Genomic DNA, 17,216 nt, shown 5'->3' with positions numbered 1-17,216 from the left:
ATTCAATAAAAAATATTATGTCAGATCACGCACCTAGCACAGAGCACGGACACGGAGAACACGAAGGTTTATCCAAGAAAAAAATATGGCAGGTATTTGGTATTCTTTTACTGATCACAGTAATTGAATTCTTTATCGCCCTTTGGGTATTGCCACATGGTTATATGAGCCATGGTGTAGGTAACTTCTTTTACATCGCGCTTACATTAGTGAAAGCATTTTATATCGTTGCTTACTTCATGCACTTAAAGTATGAGAAACTTGGGCTGCAATTGGCCTTAACCGTATCGTTTATTTTTATATTCTATTTTACAACATTAATGCTAATTGAAGGCGGATATCTGCATCTTCATATGCCCCTTGTTTAATGAGTAGTTCACAAATAAAAAAAATATTAATCCTGGTCACCATTTTAGCGGTACCAGGATTTTTGTATTATTTACTACAGGAAAAAGGGAAGAACCGGTATAAACCACTTCCCGTATTTGGCCCCAAAGAGGTGGCAGCTACCTTTCATTCTGTGAAGGGTAAACAAATTCCTGACACCATCTATCATCTTGTTCCGGACTTTAAGTTGGTTAATCAAAAAGCCGATACCATCAGCTGGAAAAACTACGAAGGAAAAATCCTGGTTTTGAATTTATTCCATACTACAGGAAATGCCGGAGCGGTGAGTTTTGCCAATAAGGCGATGAAGGCTTTTGAGGCTACTTACGATCACAATAAGACCGTTAACTTTGTTGGTTTAACTATCGACCCTACACGGGATACACCAGAGGTACTGGCAAAATACGCGCAGGCACTGGGTGCAATGCCCGGGAAATGGGATTTGTTGACTGGTGATAGCACTACGATTTACAGTTTAGTGAATAAAGGCCTGTTTATCGATGCTCATCAGGAAGTCGAAAAAGGGGAGCCTAAATTTGTGTATAGTAATATGTTTGTCTTGCTGGATCCTCAGCGACGTATTCGGGGTTATTATCCTGCGAGTAGTCAGGAAGCGCTCTCTCAGCTGAATGATGAGATCAAAGTATTGATCACAGAAGAATTAAGAAACAATAAAGACGGAAGGTAATCCTTTCAAAATACCACAGTAAGATGAATAATGATAAGTTTTTCCTAAGACTAGTTTGGATTGTAACCGCAGTTGTTCTGACTGTTGTGATTGCCTTGAAACTGGTTCCACCTCCAAGTAATAAACCTGCTTTCATTTATTTGTTGCCTCATATTATCGGTGGAATCAATGCGCTCTGTTCAGTTTTACTGATCGCGTCTCTGATCTTCATTAAAAAGGGAAACATTAAAGCACATAAAATTACGAACATCACGACCTTTCTTTTGTCGGCCATATTCCTGGTTTTTTATATCCTCTTTCATTTGTATGAGAAGGATACCAAGTTTGGCGATATAGACCACAATGGTATCTTATCTGCGGCAGAACTTGCAGCAGTGGGAAGTACCAGATATATCTATTTCTTCATTTTAGCCACGCATATTATCCTTGCAGTGGTGGTATTGCCTTTAGTCCTGGTGAGTTTTTACAGGGGCTTAACGATGCAGGTGGAGCTTCATAGAAAGATTGTTCGCTGGTCGTATCCTGTGTGGTTGTATGTAGCGGTAACCGGCGTAATTGTCTATCTGATGATCTCTCCGTATTACAATTTCTAGGCTTCTGTTTAGAGTTAGAAATTAAGCAAATAACGTATTTAGGTTGCCGGGTTCGAATCCGGCAACCTTTTTTTATGTGATATTTTTTACAATAGCAATTGCCTTATTCTTAGCGTTCTTTCTCTATATTTGCTGGATGAAAAAGATAGTTTTTATCTTCCTTTTTATGGTCACGATGTTGATCTCTAATGTCCCTGCTGCAAATGCACAATGTGCGATGTGTACTGTTAGTGCAGAGCAAAGTGTAAAAAACGGGAACACACAAGGAAATGGCCTGAATTCAGGAATTCTTTACCTTTTATCTATTCCTTATTTGTTAATTACCGGAATGGGTATCCTTTGGTATGTTAAATTCCGTAAGAAGAATACAGAAGAAGTCGCTTAATATTTTCGAAACCCATTCCCGCTCATCGCCTGTTGCGATTTACTGATCTTTATGAAGAAAACGTCAAAATTGTACGCAGTTGTGCATGGTAAATGCCCACAATGTCGCAGAGGCGATATTTTCACCGGTAGTATGTATGGTTTTAACATCCAGCGTACCAATACCAATTGCAGCCATTGTGGTTTCAGGTTTGAGATTGAGCCGGGCTATTTTTATGCAGCGATGTATGTGAGTTATGCGATGAATTGCGCAGAAATGATCAGTTTGGGAGTTGCCGCCTATATATTGTCTGGAGGCTGGCTGGATTATGAATCCTTCTGGATGTACATTACTGTAATCTTTACGGGATGTTTAGTTTTGGCACCTTTTAACTATCGTTATTCCCGCGTGATGTTATTACATTTTCTATCTCCAAAAATTAAGTACAAACCGGAATTCGATAAACCATGATTAAACCTGAGACATTCGCTTTTATCACCGATGTAGCCCGAAATAACAACCGGGAGTGGTTTGCGGAGCACAAAGCAAGATATGAAAGTGCAAAGGAAGATGTATTGGCCTTTGTAGATCAGCTGATCCCTGTACTCGCAGGAATAGACCCTCATTTTTCTATAGATACCCCTGCAAAGAAATGTTTGCTGCGTATTTACAGAGATGTACGGTTCAGTAAAAATAAAGATCCCTATAAAAATAACTTTGGAATTTCCTTTAATATCAAGGGTACCGGTATTCATGGTCCTGGATATTATCTCCATCTTCAACCTGGGGAATGCTTTTTAGGGGCAGGTTTCTGGATGCCGGAAGCTCCTGTACTTAAAAAAATCAGGGAAGAGATCGATTACAATGGCTCAGAATTTTTGGACCTGATTCATGCTAAAAGTTTTGAAAGTACGTTTAAGCTAAGTAAAGAGGATACGTTAAAAAATGCACCTAAGGGATATGAGCTGGATCACCCTCAGATAGAGTTTCTAAAGTTGAAAAGCTTTGTTGCGGTTTGTCCTTTGCCGGATAAAGCGTTTTTACAACCAGGAATCGTTGATCAATTGAAAACAGCCTTTGAAAGTGTATATCCGTTTATATTATTTTTGAGAAATGCCGTAGCGCAATAATTATGATGAGAAGAGTTGCTTTATTTTTAGGTGTTGGACTGTTTGCCTGTGCATTCAGTGCTTGTGTGGTTTTATCACCACAAAAATATAAGTCCTTATTGGCAAAACAAGATTCGTTGAGTTCAGGTTTGGATCAGTCTCAATTGAAAAATGAATATCTGGAAGAGTTGATCAGCAGATTGAAAAAAGATACTACTGGGCTTAGTGCTTCATTAAATGATCTGAGAGGAAAGTATTCTGAAATTGACGGTAACTATGCCAAATTGAAGGATAACAGCTCTACAGAGATCAATAAGCTATCTCAGGACCTTAAGAAAAGGGAGCAGCGTTTAAAAGAAGTAGAAGAGATTTTGCGTAAACGTGATGAGGCAACGAATCAATTGAAAGAAAAGCTGCAACAGGCTTTGCTGGGCTTTACGAAAAGCGGCTTAACTGTAGAGATTAAGAACGGAAAAGTATACGTGTCTTTAATGGATAAGTTATTGTTTCCTTCGGGCAGTATTGTAATTGATGAAAAAGGAAAACAGGCTTTAACGCAGCTGGCGGCTGTATTAAAAGAGCAACCAGAGATTAATATCGCGGTGGAAGGTCATACTGATTCTCAAAAGATCAGCAACCTTGGCCAGATTAAAGACAACTGGGATCTGAGTGTGCTGAGATCGACTTCTGTAGTAAGATACCTGACTGAGGTCGCAAAAGTTGAAGGTGTAAGGATGACTGCCACCGGAAAAGGGGAGTTTCAGCCATTGGCCTTAAATACCAGTGCGGATGGAAGAAGTAAAAACCGTAGAATAGAAATTGTACTTTCTCCGAAACTGGATGAGTTGTACAACCTGATTAAACAATAAGATCAATATATATCAAATACAAAGGCCGTTAGGATAATCTCCTAACGGCCTTTGTATTTGGTTGAATTTCAGTTATAGAATTGATTCTTTTCTTAGAAAGGGCTGCTGAAATCTTTGAATGCAGGCAGAACCAGATCCTTATCAGAAAGTAAAAGATCTTCCAGAGCAATATCTTTACTCCAGTTGATGTTTAAGTCAGCATCATTCCAGATGACACCTATTTCTGAATCCTTATCATAGTAATTACTTACTTTATAAGTAAAGATTGTTTGATCTTCCAGTGTTAAGAAGCCATGTAGAAAGCCTGGTGGAACCCAGAGTTGTCTATGGTTTTCTCCACTAAGTTCTATGGTGAAGTGTTGTCCGTAAGTAGCAGAGTCTTTTCTGATGTCGACTGCAACGTCTAATACCTTACCCTGGATCACTCTTACCAGTTTTCCCTGTGCGAAAGGAGCTTTTTGGGCATGTAAGCCACGTAAAGTACCTTTCTGAGAAAAAGATTGATTGTCCTGAACGAAGTTGACATTAATGCCGGCTTCTGAAAGGGTTTTTGCGTTGAAGCTTTCATAGAAATAGCCACGGTTGTCTTTCCAGACTTTAGGCTCTATGATCAGCAGATCAGCAATAGGGGTTTCTAAAATATTCATATTATGATTAATCGATGATTTCCATTAAGGTTCGAAAAGCAACAAGTTGATTTTCAAATTTTTCAGTAACTTCCGCTTGTAAGGCAGGGGCAAAGTTATTCTGGTAATCCAGGTACGAGTCCATATCTACTGCTGTATATTGTGCGCAATAAGTAACACCCTCATTTGGAGAGTCTACCACTTTTAATAAACGGTAAGAAACAAATTTCTCTGTGGCCATTACAGCTGGAACATGTGATTCCTGCATCCATTGCAACCAGCGATCCGCTGCTGCATCTTCAATTATTGAGGTAACATTGTATACTAACATTTTGCAAAGATAGGAACTATGTACCAATAATATCTCCGCGAAGTTTCCTAAAACGCTTACGTGCTTCGGTGGTGTACATACTACCCGGATAATCGTTGATCAGCTTCTGATATACGGCTTTAGCTTGTTCGGTATCTTTCAGATTGTTTTCATAAAGACCGCCTAGAATAAACAAAGCATCATCTGCCCAGATACTGCTGTTATGCTTTTCAGTGAGTAGCTTTAGCATGGTAATTGCCTGACTGATGTCGCTGTCTTTAAGGAATATTTTTGATTTGGCCATCAGGATATCGTCCTGTAAACTGTTGTTTGGGAAGGCGATATCGATACTGTCTAATTTGGCCATGGCCTGAGGAGAAAGATTTCTAAACTCCAGCATTTCTGCATCTGCGTACATTTTTAAGGCGCTAGAGTCTGTTGGCGACTGTAGATTGTCGGAAATGAGCAGGCTCAGGTTGAGCGCATCGTTTGCGATCAGCTGGGAGGTTGAAGCTTTGAGGATATCTGCCTGTGATTTTGCATAGGCGAAATTACCCTGGTAATAGGATAACCTGGCCGAGCGGTATCGTGCTTCATTGCCAATGGCGAGGTTTTCAAATTGTTTCGCTACCTGTTCATAAATAAGAATGGCTTCCCAGGGTTGTTGTGTCAGGATGTAGAGGTCTCCGAGGTCGAGTTTTAGCTGACCGAGCTCTGTTAGCGGGAGGCCGGGAATTTTAATAGCTTCTTCTAATGCTTTTTCTGCGGTATCCAGGTGATTCAGGTAATAGGCCTGTAGGTTTACCCATTTTTTTAAAGCAAATATTGTTTGTGGTGTTTTACCATATTCATCAAGAATGGATTGATAAGCTGCTACCAATTCTGCAATGGCATTCTTTTCATATTTACCGGCAATTAAAAGCTCATAACGGGTGTTAATCAGCTCAAGCTTGGCTGGCAGGTAATACTCATTTTCTTTTCCTTTTAATAACAGGTATTCATAAGCTTTAATGGCAACCGGGTAAGCCTGGTTGGTTAGAAAAGTATTTGCCGCCTGGTATAGAATACCGCCATCATCTTTGATGCGTTTATCCTGGGCAATTAACTGTCTTAATGCCATTTCATATTCCTGCTGTTGCAGGTATTGCCAGATTAATAATTTGGTATAGATTTCCGTCTGAGGTTCTTTCTGGATTTTCTTCAATAATGCGCTTTGCAGGAGTTGGTAATCGCTGCTTTCTTCAAATACTGTGGCGAACACACTTTCTGCTTGTGGCAGAAGTTGCGGCATTTCCGGCAGGGCCTCCAGGTATTCCTGAATGAGCATTTGTTTGTCTTTTTTATATCGATAAATGCTCAGTAGCTCAAAAGTGAAAGGTTTATTGCTTTTTAAGAGTTTCCTTCCTTGGAGGAAAGCGGTAATGGCAAGGTCGTAGGCCTGGAAGTTGTAAAACTGGGTGGCAATTTCGCGGATTTTGAATTCATCTGCGGGCAGGTTGCTGAGGGCCTCCATATATTGCTTATTGGCTTCCTGCGTTTGTCCTTTCTCCTGAAATAAGCGACCAAGAGCAATGCCATAGTTCAGGTTTTTTGGATTTTGCTTCAAGGCTTTTCTGACCAGTTTCTCTGCCTCTTCAAATTTCCTGATTTTTAAAAGGCTGCTAAAATACAGTTCAAAGTAAGTTTCATTATTACTCTTTTTATATAGCTTTTCGAATAGCAGGGAAGCCTCCTGAAATTGTCCTTGCTGGTAATATTGATAAGCGAGGGCATCATCCGTATGGTCTTGTGCAGCGCAAAAGAGTTGGAGCAGGCAGAAGGTAAAGACTAAAACTAGTTTCTTCATGGATGGGCTTAAAACAAAACAGGAATCTAAAAATAACGATTTAAAGGCTAATGTAGCGTGTCTTGTGACAAGATTAATACCGGGGGTATTTTAAATGTTACGGATTTATATTTTCATAGCCCAAAAAAGTATTTATATTCATCAGTTGCGGAAATCTAATAGTAACAATATTGGTGTATAACTGCTATAGACAGGTTGGGTTCCGTAGCTTTGTTAGCGATAAAATAATATGATGAGATATAAAAGATACTTTCTCCTGTTTTTAATATCTCTTGCTTTTGCTTGTCAGCCGAAGGAGGGAGGGGAGCGCATTATTCCCCTGGATGACTTTTTTAAATCCCAGGACAGAATGACGTATCGGGTATCCCCGGACGGACAAAACCTTTCTTATCTGAAATTGGAGGGCCAAAGTTTAAACCTTTACATCGAAGATATTGCCTCGGGAAAGGCTAAAAAGATTACCCACCTGGAGGATAAAAATATTGTTTTTTATTTCTGGCTGAGTAACCATGAACTGATTTATTATAAGGAAGTGGATGTAGCGAAAAGGCGTTCAGATATATTCATTATCAATAAAGAAGGAGCAAATGAGCGTCAGTTGAGTAGTAATGAAAAAAGTAGGATGCGGGTGATCGAAGATCAGCTGATTGATGATAAATACCTGTTGATTTCTTCCAATAAAAGAGATTCTACTGTTTTTGATGTTTACCGGTTAAATGTGCGGAACGGGAGTATGCAAATGGTGGCTAAAAACCCCGGAAACATTACCGACTGGCGTACAGATTCTGAGGGTAAATTAAGGCTTGCCGTAAGTACGGATGGTGCAAATACCACGATGTTGTACCGTGCGCAGGAAGGTCAGCCATTTAAGCCCATCATGACCAATAACTTTACAACCACCTTTAGACCAATTGCTTTTAAACACGACCGGCCGAATATCATCTATGCTATTTCTAGTGTAGGCAGAGATAAAAGCGCCCTCGTAGAAGTGGATTGTAATAGTGGAAAAGAGCTCAAAGTCCTTTTTGGAAATGATTCGCTGAACATCACGGACGCTCAATATTCCAGAAAAAAACAGCAGATGTCTTTCGTTATTTATGAGACCTGGAAAAAGGAAAAGCATTATATGGATACGTCCATAAAAGCACTTTATAAAGACCTGGATGCACTTTTGCCTAAAACAGAAACCAGAATTTTAGACCGTGATCAGGCAGAAAATGTATTCGTACTGCGCACCTTTACCGACAGAAACCCGGGTTCTTATTATCTCTATTTTGCTGATAAGCGTAAGCTTAAAAAGCTAAGTGATTTTAATCCTGCGATTAAGCAGGAGGAAATGAGCGAGATGAAACCGGTTAGTTTTCAGTCGAGGGACAGCCTGACCATTAACGGTTACCTGACTTTACCGCTTCATCTGAAACCAGAACAGCTCCCGGTGGTCGTTCTTCCTCATGATGGTCCTGTAGACCGGAATTTATGGGGGTATAATGCCGAAGTGCAGTTTTTGGTGAATAGGGGTTATGCGGTGTTTCAGATCAATTATCGTGGTTCTTCCGGTTATGGGAAAGCATTTATGACCGCTGGATTTAAACAATGGGGCGGAAAGATTCAGGACGATATCAATGATGGCGTCAGATGGCTGATCGAGAAAAAAATTGCCGATCCTAAAAGGATTGGTATATATGGTGCCGGTTTTGGGGGTAATATTGCGTTGAACAGTGCGTATCAGAATCCAGGAATGTATGCCTGTGCGGCTTCCAATTCGGGGGTAATTAATCTGTTTGCGTATTTAAAATCAATTCCGCCATTCTTAAGTAACAGTTTGCAGATGTATTATGAGATTGTCGGAGATCCGTTAACAGATGTAGATCAGATGCGCAAGGCTTCCCCTTTGTTTCAGACAGATAAGATCAATATCCCCGTGTTTATCTCTCAGAACGTAAAAGATCCGAATGCGAATGCCGCGGAGACCTTACAATTTGTAAAAAATCTTAAAAAGAGAAATGTGAATGTGACCTACCTGGAGAATGAAGGGATTGGATTTCCGACTAAAAATCTGGAAAGCAGACATCAGTTTTATACTGCTCTCGAACAATTTTTAGAAAGCAACCTTAAAAACAGGTAAATTCGGATCAATGACTGCAGAGAAAAAAACAGGCTATCGTAGAAATTTTTCTTTAATCCTTACTTTCATCATACTGATGTCTGTATTGTTTTCCTTTTCCTTGTATCTCGCTTATAATTTTAGCAAGAAATACATAGAGAGTGAGTTTGTGTCTGAGAAAGTGAACGTTCTCGAGCAAACGATTAAACCATATAATGATTTCTTTCAGAAAAAACTACCAGAAGTCTCTTACTATAATGGCTACCTGGATTCGGCTACTGCCGCCAGCTTTGTAGACACCGTATTACTGGAATATCCTTTCGTATCCAGGGTTGTTTTTTATGACTCAGAAGTCAGGAATACCCCGGTTAACGATGGATTAAATACCGGTAAATTTTCCTTTGGCCCTAAAGATATCTATCAGTTCGGGAGTTTAATCCCATCCGATTCTGTGCGGCTTTTTTCCAGATCTAATACCCGTAGTTTTATTGTTGGGGATGATTTTAATTCCCTTGCGCTGAAATTAGCCTCTTATATTGAGAGTCTGGATACCAATAAAGTGCCCAGTCAGGATGAGTTGTTTAGCAATTTCAGTAATGTTCGTTCCAATAAAATTACGTACTTAAATATCCCGAGACCAGAAGATCTGAAGGTCTATAAGCGGATGTTGAGGGGCACATTAGATCCGCAGCCGGTTTATCAACAAGATATGCTTTCCTTCCATCTGGATCCTTATAAGCTTAAAATCATCAATTCCAGACCGCTTTTATACCAGCATATAAAGATCCAGCCTTCTACGTATGATCCTTTAGATACCTCGGAGACCTATCTAACCACGGAGATTACTTTACCAGGTGCTTTTTCGGATTATAAGCTCTACTTCCTTTCTTCCAAATCATTTGTAGACCGGGAGATTCTCAGTTATTTTCTGCCTATTGCTGCTGCGATTCTGGTCTTCTACGGAATTGTGGTACTAGTTGCGTTTTTAATTTATAGAAACCTGAATATTAATCAGCGGATGTTCAAATTGCAATATGATTTTGTAAACAACCTCACGCATGAGTTTAAAACACCCGTCAGCGTGATAAAAATAGCAGGGAATAACATTAAAAGTGCGACCTCCCTCAGCGATAAAGAGCTGAAACTTTATGGCAAAATACTGGATGAAGAAGCAGATAAGCTGAATGGCTTAATGAATAAACTACTGGCCTTCACGCAAATTGAAAACAAGGCGATTCAGCTCAACCGTGATGAGATCTATATTGAAGATTTTATCGAAAGTACGGTAGAGTCGCATAAATTGAAACATCCTGACTTCGACTTTACCTACGAGGTATCTGGATTTACCACTTTTGTGACCGATCCGGTGCTTTTGGGCAGTCTTTTTGATAACCTTGCGGAGAATGCCTATAAATACTCTCCACCAGAGCGGAAGAAGCTACACATCAGTGCCCGCCTGATTAAAAACAGAGTGGTGTTCCGGTTTACAGACCATGGGATTGGTATTCCTTCCTCCGATATTAATAATATCTTTAAGAAGTTTTTCCGCATTCAAAACCAGTACAACCAGAATGGAAGTGTTGGCCTCGGATTGGCTTTCTGTAAGGAACTTGTTAACTTTATGAAAGGCGAGATTACCGTAAAAAGCAGGGTGAATAAAGGAACAGAATTTAAAATTGTACTACCATATAACGATTAGAAAGTATGTCTAAAGGAATTAAAATATTAATAGTTGAAGATGATGAGAACCTAAGGTTTTTAGTGGTCCACCGTTTAAAAGCAGAAGGATATGATGTTCTGGAGGCTGGTGACGGGGAGGTTGCAGAAAAAATGATCATGGCAGAAAAGCCGGATATTGTTTTGCTCGACTGGATGTTACCTGGTAAACAAGGTTCAGAAGTTTGCGAAGAAGTTCGTAAACAGGGTTTCGAAAATCTGATCATCATGATGACTGCCAAAGCGCAGGATGTAGATAAGATTGATGCTTACAATTTCGGCGTTTCCGATTATGTAACGAAGCCTTTCAATATGGACGTATTGGTTGCTATGCTTGACAATAAGGTGAAGTTCTTATTGAACAATGACCGTTCAGAAATCCATCGTTTTGGTAATATGGAGCATCATCCAAATATCCATACCTTATTCAGGAACGAAAAGAAAATCGAGCTGACTATTTTAGAAAATAGAATCCTACTTTATTTCTTAAGAAACCCGAATAAAGTGATCAACCGCGATGAGCTGATGTTGGTAGTTTGGGGTTACAACTCTGATGTAAACACCAGAACGCTGGACATGCACATTGTGCGTCTGCGTAAAAAGATAGAACTTAACCCGGATAATCCTCAGTTGTTACAGACGGTAAGAGGAGTAGGTTATCGTTTTAATCCTGCTTAGAAAAAACTCAGCAGGACCAATAAAATGTATTGCAATAACATCATACCATCCAAATACAGAAAATAATAGTATTCATTTTTTTCTGTATTTGATTTATAAATCAACCAGCCTGTTAACCCGATGGTAAGCGCAAGCGAAATTACCTCGAGGTTGACAGTTTGCCGCAGTAAGAGCAGCAATACCAGGTATCCCCCAAGCAGAAACTGACAAAATATAAAAGCCTTCTTATCTCCTGATAAGGCAGGGATGGTCTTCAAAGCAACGATTTTATTTTGAAAAAGATCTCTGAGGTCAAATGGAATCGTGATCGCTGCAATAAACAAAAAGCGCATAGCTACCAATAGCAAGGTTTCTCCGGTGGAGACATTGACCAGCTGGTTATGTTCGGTCTCCACAACAGGGAGCAAGACACAACTGATGGACCAGATGAAAGCGACCAGAAACAGCTTAATCAAAGGGATATTCTTCAATCCTATTTTCTGACCGTCTAAAGTTAGAAATGGAATGTTGTAGCTAATGGCTAGCACAACGGTAAAAAGCATCAGCAATTTCCCTTCAATACTTAAATAAAGCAGTCCCAGGGGGATGAGGCAAAGAGCCGAAATCAGCGTAATGGAAATGATTAAGCGATGGTGTGAAAAGATCCAGCGAACCCTCATCAATGGAGAATTTGCAGGATCTTTTGGTGTGGAAAGCAGCATACTGAAATTATACAGCCCTAATGTGCCGAAGAAAATAATCGCAAGGATATATTTATCCGGGGGCACCTGGAGTAGATGATAAGTAACCAGGCCTTGAGCAACTGCGCAAATGGCAATAAACAAATTGCTGAACAGCAAAAAATCAAGGCTGGAAAACAGTATTTTCTTTACCATAAAAGCTGAAAACTTATCTAAGCACGTTTCAACTCAAATATCGTGATTTCCGGTAACATTCCAACCCTTCCAGGATAGCCAAGAAAGCCATATCCCACATTTACATAGAGTTGCTGTTGTTTTTCCTGGTAAAGACCGGCCCATTCGTTATAAATATATTGCACCGGACTCCATTGAAAATCTTCCGTTCTTACCCCGAATTGCATCCCATGGGTATGGCCGCTAAACATGGCATCTATCTGCGGATATTCAGGTAAAACCTGTGCTCTCCAATGCGAAGGATCGTGTGATAATAATAGTTTAACCGGCAGATCGTCCGTGTCTTTAGTGGCCAGGTCCATTCTTCCGAATTTCGGAAATCTTCCCGTACCCCAGTTTTCGATACCCAGGATTCCGATCTCTTCACCATTTACCTTCAGGCGTCTGTGTTCATTCATGAGTAAGTCCCAACCCATTCTTTCATGGGTTTTGATCACTTCCTGAAGGTTTTTGGTTTTGGCAACAGAAGGGCCTTTTCCAAGCTTATATTCTCCGTAATCGTGGTTACCTAAAACGGAATACACCCCTAAAGGTGCTTTTACCTTTTTAAAGATATCCTGGTAATCTCTCATTTCTGTAGCGAGGTCATTGACCAGATCGCCTGTAAAGAATACTACATCTGGTTTTTCTGCCATCAGCATTTCCACACCCCCTAAAACCGCTCTGGGATTGTAAAAACTTCCGGAGTGGATATCGGAGATTTGCGCTAATTTCATGCCATCAAAGGAGGCAGGAAGGTTTGGCAGGATCAGGGTGCGACGGATGACTTTATAATCATAAGCGCCTTTAACGATGCCCCAGCTTAGGGAAGTTAAAGGAATTGCAGCGGTAACCAATCCCGCTTTGACCAGAAAAGAAGAACGGCTGATGGGTTCTCCAGGTGCAGGCTGGGTAATTGTTTCCGGAAGCGCAGGATCTACAAGCGGACCTGTTTTCGGTTTTGTAGCTCTGGACAACCTGATGATAAACCTTCTGAGATCGTCTACAACCAAAAAAGGAAGTAGTACCAGCTTACAGGCAACCGTTAAGAAATAAGCGACCAGGATCACCGATTTCAGGCTTAAAAACAGGTTTGCATAGAAGGTGCTGAAAACACCAACCAGCAAGACAAAAGTATAGCCCCACCACAGGACGGTAAACACCTTCCGCGTTCCGGGTTTCCAGTTTTTGAAAACACTAAGAATAGCGCGGAAGCAGTAATAGTCGAAGGCTAATAGTAATACTGATAAAAATATAAAGACGGGTAGTCTGCCCATTTGTTGCAATTATAAAAGTTATTGGTGTAGTTAAAATTATCTGAAATCCATATCATCTTCATCCTCATCGTCCGAACTGGTATTGAACAGGCTGTCGAACATATCAGAAAACCCAAAACCACTCAGCAGGTATTTTTTGTTCAGCTGTGAGTATTCTGCCAGGCCATGTAATACAAATTCCATCATCAGTAAAGTCTGATTTGCGGTTAATTTCGGGTGGAACTGTTTCACCAATTCGTTTAATCCATCCACCTGCATCAATTCCTTTTTGTATTTCGCCAGGGTCAGCTGATCAGAAATGTCCAGGGTATTTCCCTCCGTAAACCATTCTGTAATGCGGAAATATGGGTTAGCCGCTTTACTCTTTTTCGCTTTCTCGGGATCCGGGAAATGACGGTTGAATAAAGATTTAATCGCTTTTCCGATCAGTGTATGGGCTACTTTTGCCGGACCTTCCAATTCACCTTCATAAACCAGCTCGATTTTTCCGGTGATTGCAGGGGTAATTCCTGTTAAATCCGACAACCTGACAAAAGTGTTTTTTTCCTTATTGATGAGCATTCTGCGTTCGGCAGTACTGATCAGGTTTTCATAAGCAGAGATCGTTAACCTGGCGGAAACACCAGATTTCTGATCGATAAATTCGCTCTGTCTGGCTTCAAAAGCAACTTGTTCTACCAGGTCTTTCAACAGGCTATCAGCTTCAACAGTTTCTTTTTGATCGGCTGTTAATTTCGCTTCCTGGGAAGTAATTTCTCTGGAAATGGCAATTGTTTTCGGGTAATGTGTCAGGATCTGACTTTCAATACGGTCTTTCAGAGGCGTCACAATGGACCCTCTATTGGTATAATCTTCCGGATTAGCTGTAAATACAAACTGTACGTCCAGTGGTAAGCGCAGTTTAAAACCTCTGATCTGGATGTCTTTTTCCTGAAGCATATTGAACAGGGCTACCTGAATTCTGGCTTGCAGATCTGGAAGTTCATTGATCACGAAAATACTACGGTGTGCCCTTGGGATTAAACCAAAGTGAATCACCCTTTCATCATTATACGTTAATTTTAGGGTAGCGGCTTTGATGGGATCCACGTCTCCGATTAAATCGGCAACGGTAACATCTGGTGTGGCTAATTTTTCCGTGTATCGCTCGCTACGGTGTTGCCAGCTTACCGGCGTATCGTCTCCATGAATGCCGATCTGATGTTTTGCATACCATGAAATTGGGTTCAGCGGATCATCGAAGATCTCACTTCCGGCAACATAAGGAATATATTCGTCCAGTAAGTTGACCATCAGTCTGGCAATTCTTGTTTTTGCCTGGCCTCTTAAACCCAGCAATAAGATGTTATGTCTGGATAAGATGGCTGTTTGAAGTTCCGGGATAACCGTTTCATCATACCCTAAAATACCTTCAAAACCGGCTGTATTACTTTGCAGCTGAGTGATCAGGTTTTTACGAAGTTCGTCTTTTACGGTAATCGACTTATAATTGGAGGCTTTTAACTGGCCAAGTGTTTTTATAGTGATGTGATCCATGGGATGTCTTTATGTTGAGGAGATGCTATCGAACTGTTTTTCTTCTGTTTTTTATGTAATCTTCAAAGATGTATTCCCCTAATCCGTTCAGGGAGCTATAGAAAGCCCTTCCTCCGTTAATTTGGGTAAATTCCCTCACAAACTGTTGTAAGTAGGGGTCTTGAGCGATCATAAAGGTCGTAATTGGAATATTCAGGCGTTTACATTGGGCGGCCATATTGAGGGTTTTATTGACCACCTTTCTGTCCAGGCCAATGCTGTTTTTATAGTAAGTACCATTTTCTTTCAGACAGGTAGGTTTCCCATCGGTGATCATGAAAATCTGTTTGTTATGCGTTTTGCGACGTCTTAACAAATCTGCGGCAAGTTCTAATCCGGCATAAGTATTGGTGTGGTAGGGGCCTACCTGCAAATAGGGCAGGTCTTTGACGGTAATCGGCCAGGCATCATTACCAAAAACGACGATGTCCAGGGTATCCTTTGGATATCGGGTTCTGATGAGTTCTGCAAGCGCCATCGCTACCTTTTTTGCCGGAGTGATCCGGTCTTCTCCATAAAGTATCATGGAATGAGAAATATCGATCATGAGGACGGTTGAAGTCAGGGTTTTGAAATCCTTTTCTTCTACTTCCAGATCGCGCTCGGTGAGCGTGAAATTACCGATGCCATGGTTGATTTGTGCATTATGGATGGAGGCAGTCATGTCTATCTGATCCAGTGGGTCACCAAAAGTATATTCCCTTCTGTCGGCATTTTTTTCTTCGCCAATCCCGGAAATATTGGTGTTATGATTCCCCCGGCCAGCTTTTTTAAGCTTGCCAAAGATTTCTTCCAGGGCAGATTGCCGGATGGTTTGCTCAGTTTTGGCGGTAATGCTCATATCACCATTTACCGGATTCTCCTTCAGATAACCTTTATCTTTCAGGTCGTCAATAAAGTTACCCATCCCATAATCGTTATTGGTAAACTTGTATTTTTTGTCCAGTTCATTCATCCAGGCCAAAGTTTCTCCCGCATCACCGGCAGTATAATTGAGCAGCTGAGTGAAGAGCTTTAGCAATTCATCGAAACCACCTTTCGGTAAGTCATCTGGCTGAAAATTAGAAAAATGGAAACCTCTCATATATTCGTTATAAACGGAATATCGAAGGTAAAAGTTTGAAAAGGGAGTAATGTTATCCAGTTGTAAAAATACCCGGGCAGCAAGAGTGGCCTAAAGGGAATTTGAAGGAAGCGCCGGATATGGGAGATAAGGGCCGGATCAGGCTAACTGATCATCGAATTATATTTAATTCAGGGTACAACAGCAAGCGTACCCTGAATTAAAAAATATATTATTTAGGCTCGCCTTTGGCAAGTGCGCGCTCTGCTCTTTTTACCGCAAGTTTTTCTCTGTATTTCGCGTAAGGGGCTTTAAAAGCCATTTTCAACATACTATCCAGTCCGCCTTTGATCGCCAGGTTGAACACACTTTGTGCTTTTCTGACTATAGAAGCATCCCATGCTCTTAAGCTTAGGGAGAAAGAACCGTCCAGATATTTCATCCAGTGCCACATTCCTGTAGGCATAAATAAGGTATCACCATGTTCCAGGAACACTTCATAACCTTCCACGCCTTTTAAAGCAGGGAATTTCTCGAAATCCGGGTTTGCAACATCATAATCTTCTAAGGCATAAGTTGCATTAGGGATACAGTATAACCTTTTCTTCCATTTGTTATCGAACAAAATGATGTGTTTTCTTCCACCAAAATGGGTATGGAAAAGGTGAGGTAAGTCGATATCGTAGTGTAAAAACGTAACCGAGTTAGAGCCACCGAAGAACATGGCAGGCATACTTTCGATGAAACCACCCATTAGATCTTTCGGCAATACGATGTCTTTAACCAGGCTAGGCACATGCTTAAACAGGTTAAAGAAAAATATGCGAAGTTCAGTAGGCTCTCTTTTGATCAGGTCCAGGTAATCACCAAAACGCATTTCTGCTACAGAAGCATTGATAGGTTTTGAGGGATCTGCTTTAGAGTTGTCCATCAAGCTGACATTTAGATCGCCGGCAATTTCTTTTAAATAGTCAGTCGTCCATTTTTCTCTGGCTGGCCATGATTTGGTCAGACCTTTTATAATTAAAGGACGTCTCGGATCTAAATAATTCTTTTTGAAATCCTCAGGACTAATGTTCTCAACGGTATCTACCGGCTTTAAGATAAAGCTCATAATT

At 40.6% G+C, this 17,216-nt stretch carries 18 protein-coding genes; 10 read left to right on the top strand and 8 right to left on the bottom strand.

The window, feature by feature from the left end:
* Nucleotides 1-17: 17 nt before the first annotated feature.
* From R2Q66_RS02465 to R2Q66_RS02435, 7 genes are all read left to right on the top strand, one after another.
* On the top strand, nucleotides 18-368 hold the full coding sequence (locus R2Q66_RS02465; RefSeq protein WP_316746408.1) for a cytochrome C oxidase subunit IV family protein: 351 nt from the start codon (nucleotides 18-20) through the stop codon (nucleotides 366-368).
* Nucleotides 368-1,075: an SCO family protein gene (locus R2Q66_RS02460; protein ID WP_316746407.1), complete on the top strand. Its 708-nt coding sequence runs from the start codon at nucleotides 368-370 to the stop codon at nucleotides 1,073-1,075. Before R2Q66_RS02465 ends, R2Q66_RS02460 begins: the two co-directional genes overlap by 1 nt.
* 23 nt (nucleotides 1,076-1,098) lie before the next feature.
* Nucleotides 1,099-1,668, top strand: a complete 570-nt coding sequence (locus R2Q66_RS02455) for a DUF420 domain-containing protein (RefSeq protein ID WP_316746406.1) — start codon at nucleotides 1,099-1,101, stop codon at nucleotides 1,666-1,668.
* Between the two features lie 136 nt (nucleotides 1,669-1,804).
* Complete coding sequence (locus tag R2Q66_RS02450) at nucleotides 1,805-2,053, top strand: hypothetical protein (protein ID WP_316746405.1); 249 nt, start codon at nucleotides 1,805-1,807, stop codon at nucleotides 2,051-2,053.
* A gap of 51 nt (nucleotides 2,054-2,104) precedes the next feature.
* Complete coding sequence (locus tag R2Q66_RS02445) at nucleotides 2,105-2,503, top strand: DUF983 domain-containing protein (RefSeq protein WP_316746404.1); 399 nt, start codon at nucleotides 2,105-2,107, stop codon at nucleotides 2,501-2,503.
* A complete protein-coding gene (locus R2Q66_RS02440; protein WP_316746403.1) occupies nucleotides 2,500-3,162 on the top strand; it encodes a DUF2461 domain-containing protein in 663 nt (220 codons plus the stop codon). The genes R2Q66_RS02445 and R2Q66_RS02440 overlap by 4 nt, the downstream gene beginning before the upstream one ends.
* A gap of 5 nt (nucleotides 3,163-3,167) precedes the next feature.
* Nucleotides 3,168-4,010 carry a flagellar motor protein MotB gene (locus R2Q66_RS02435; protein WP_316746612.1) on the top strand — a complete coding sequence of 281 codons (843 nt, stop codon included), beginning with the start codon at nucleotides 3,168-3,170 and terminating at the stop codon, nucleotides 4,008-4,010.
* Between the two features lie 92 nt (nucleotides 4,011-4,102).
* Here the strand turns inward: R2Q66_RS02435 and rfbC are convergent, their stop codons facing one another.
* Genes rfbC through R2Q66_RS02420 form a run of 3 tightly spaced genes read right to left on the bottom strand, consistent with a single transcriptional unit; the run spans nucleotide 4,103 to nucleotide 6,792 of the window.
* Nucleotides 4,103-4,657 (bottom strand): dTDP-4-dehydrorhamnose 3,5-epimerase, encoded by a 555-nt coding sequence (gene rfbC, locus R2Q66_RS02430; protein ID WP_316746402.1) that lies wholly within the window; start codon nucleotides 4,655-4,657, stop codon nucleotides 4,103-4,105.
* 7 nt (nucleotides 4,658-4,664) lie between these two features.
* Entirely contained in the window at nucleotides 4,665-4,967 is a 303-nt protein-coding gene (locus R2Q66_RS02425; RefSeq protein ID WP_316746401.1) for a DUF4286 family protein, read from the bottom strand.
* A gap of 16 nt (nucleotides 4,968-4,983) precedes the next feature.
* Complete coding sequence (locus R2Q66_RS02420; protein ID WP_316746400.1) at nucleotides 4,984-6,792, bottom strand: tetratricopeptide repeat protein; 1,809 nt, start codon at nucleotides 6,790-6,792, stop codon at nucleotides 4,984-4,986.
* Nucleotides 6,793-7,021: 229 nt separating this feature from the next.
* Here R2Q66_RS02420 and R2Q66_RS02415 point away from each other — a divergent pair, with 229 nt between their 5' ends.
* The 3 genes from R2Q66_RS02415 to R2Q66_RS02405 are packed head-to-tail and all read left to right on the top strand — an operon-like array spanning nucleotide 7,022 to nucleotide 11,290.
* On the top strand, nucleotides 7,022-8,917 hold the full coding sequence (locus R2Q66_RS02415) for a prolyl oligopeptidase family serine peptidase (protein WP_316746399.1): 1,896 nt from the start codon (nucleotides 7,022-7,024) through the stop codon (nucleotides 8,915-8,917).
* Between the two features lie 10 nt (nucleotides 8,918-8,927).
* Nucleotides 8,928-10,595, top strand: a complete 1,668-nt coding sequence (locus tag R2Q66_RS02410; RefSeq protein WP_316746398.1) for a HAMP domain-containing sensor histidine kinase — start codon at nucleotides 8,928-8,930, stop codon at nucleotides 10,593-10,595.
* 5 nt (nucleotides 10,596-10,600) lie between these two features.
* On the top strand, nucleotides 10,601-11,290 hold the full coding sequence (locus R2Q66_RS02405; RefSeq protein WP_316746397.1) for a response regulator transcription factor: 690 nt from the start codon (nucleotides 10,601-10,603) through the stop codon (nucleotides 11,288-11,290).
* Here R2Q66_RS02405 and R2Q66_RS02400 read toward each other — a convergent pair.
* From R2Q66_RS02400 to R2Q66_RS02380, 5 genes are all read right to left on the bottom strand, one after another.
* Nucleotides 11,287-12,165 carry a hypothetical protein gene (locus R2Q66_RS02400; protein ID WP_316746396.1) on the bottom strand — a complete coding sequence of 293 codons (879 nt, stop codon included), beginning with the start codon at nucleotides 12,163-12,165 and terminating at the stop codon, nucleotides 11,287-11,289. The genes R2Q66_RS02405 and R2Q66_RS02400 overlap by 4 nt on opposite strands.
* Before the next feature lie 17 nt (nucleotides 12,166-12,182).
* Nucleotides 12,183-13,460 carry a metallophosphoesterase gene (locus tag R2Q66_RS02395; protein ID WP_316746395.1) on the bottom strand — a complete coding sequence of 426 codons (1,278 nt, stop codon included), beginning with the start codon at nucleotides 13,458-13,460 and terminating at the stop codon, nucleotides 12,183-12,185.
* Nucleotides 13,461-13,496: 36 nt separating this feature from the next.
* The gene (locus tag R2Q66_RS02390) at nucleotides 13,497-14,996 is read right to left on the bottom strand and encodes a sigma 54-interacting transcriptional regulator (RefSeq protein WP_316746394.1); all 1,500 of its coding nucleotides are present in this window, start codon (nucleotides 14,994-14,996) and stop codon (nucleotides 13,497-13,499) included.
* Nucleotides 14,997-15,021: 25 nt separating this feature from the next.
* Entirely contained in the window at nucleotides 15,022-16,119 is a 1,098-nt protein-coding gene (locus tag R2Q66_RS02385; RefSeq protein WP_316746393.1) for a vWA domain-containing protein, read from the bottom strand.
* A gap of 211 nt (nucleotides 16,120-16,330) precedes the next feature.
* Complete coding sequence (locus R2Q66_RS02380; RefSeq protein ID WP_316746392.1) at nucleotides 16,331-17,212, bottom strand: cupin-like domain-containing protein; 882 nt, start codon at nucleotides 17,210-17,212, stop codon at nucleotides 16,331-16,333.
* Nucleotides 17,213-17,216 lie beyond the last annotated feature (4 nt).

It is taken from the genome of Pedobacter gandavensis, from assembly GCF_032677645.1.
Lineage (GTDB): Bacteria > Bacteroidota > Bacteroidia > Sphingobacteriales > Sphingobacteriaceae > Pedobacter > Pedobacter gandavensis_A.
The sequence above is the reverse complement of the archived record's forward strand: the minus strand, read 5'-3'. Positions and strand labels throughout refer to the sequence as shown.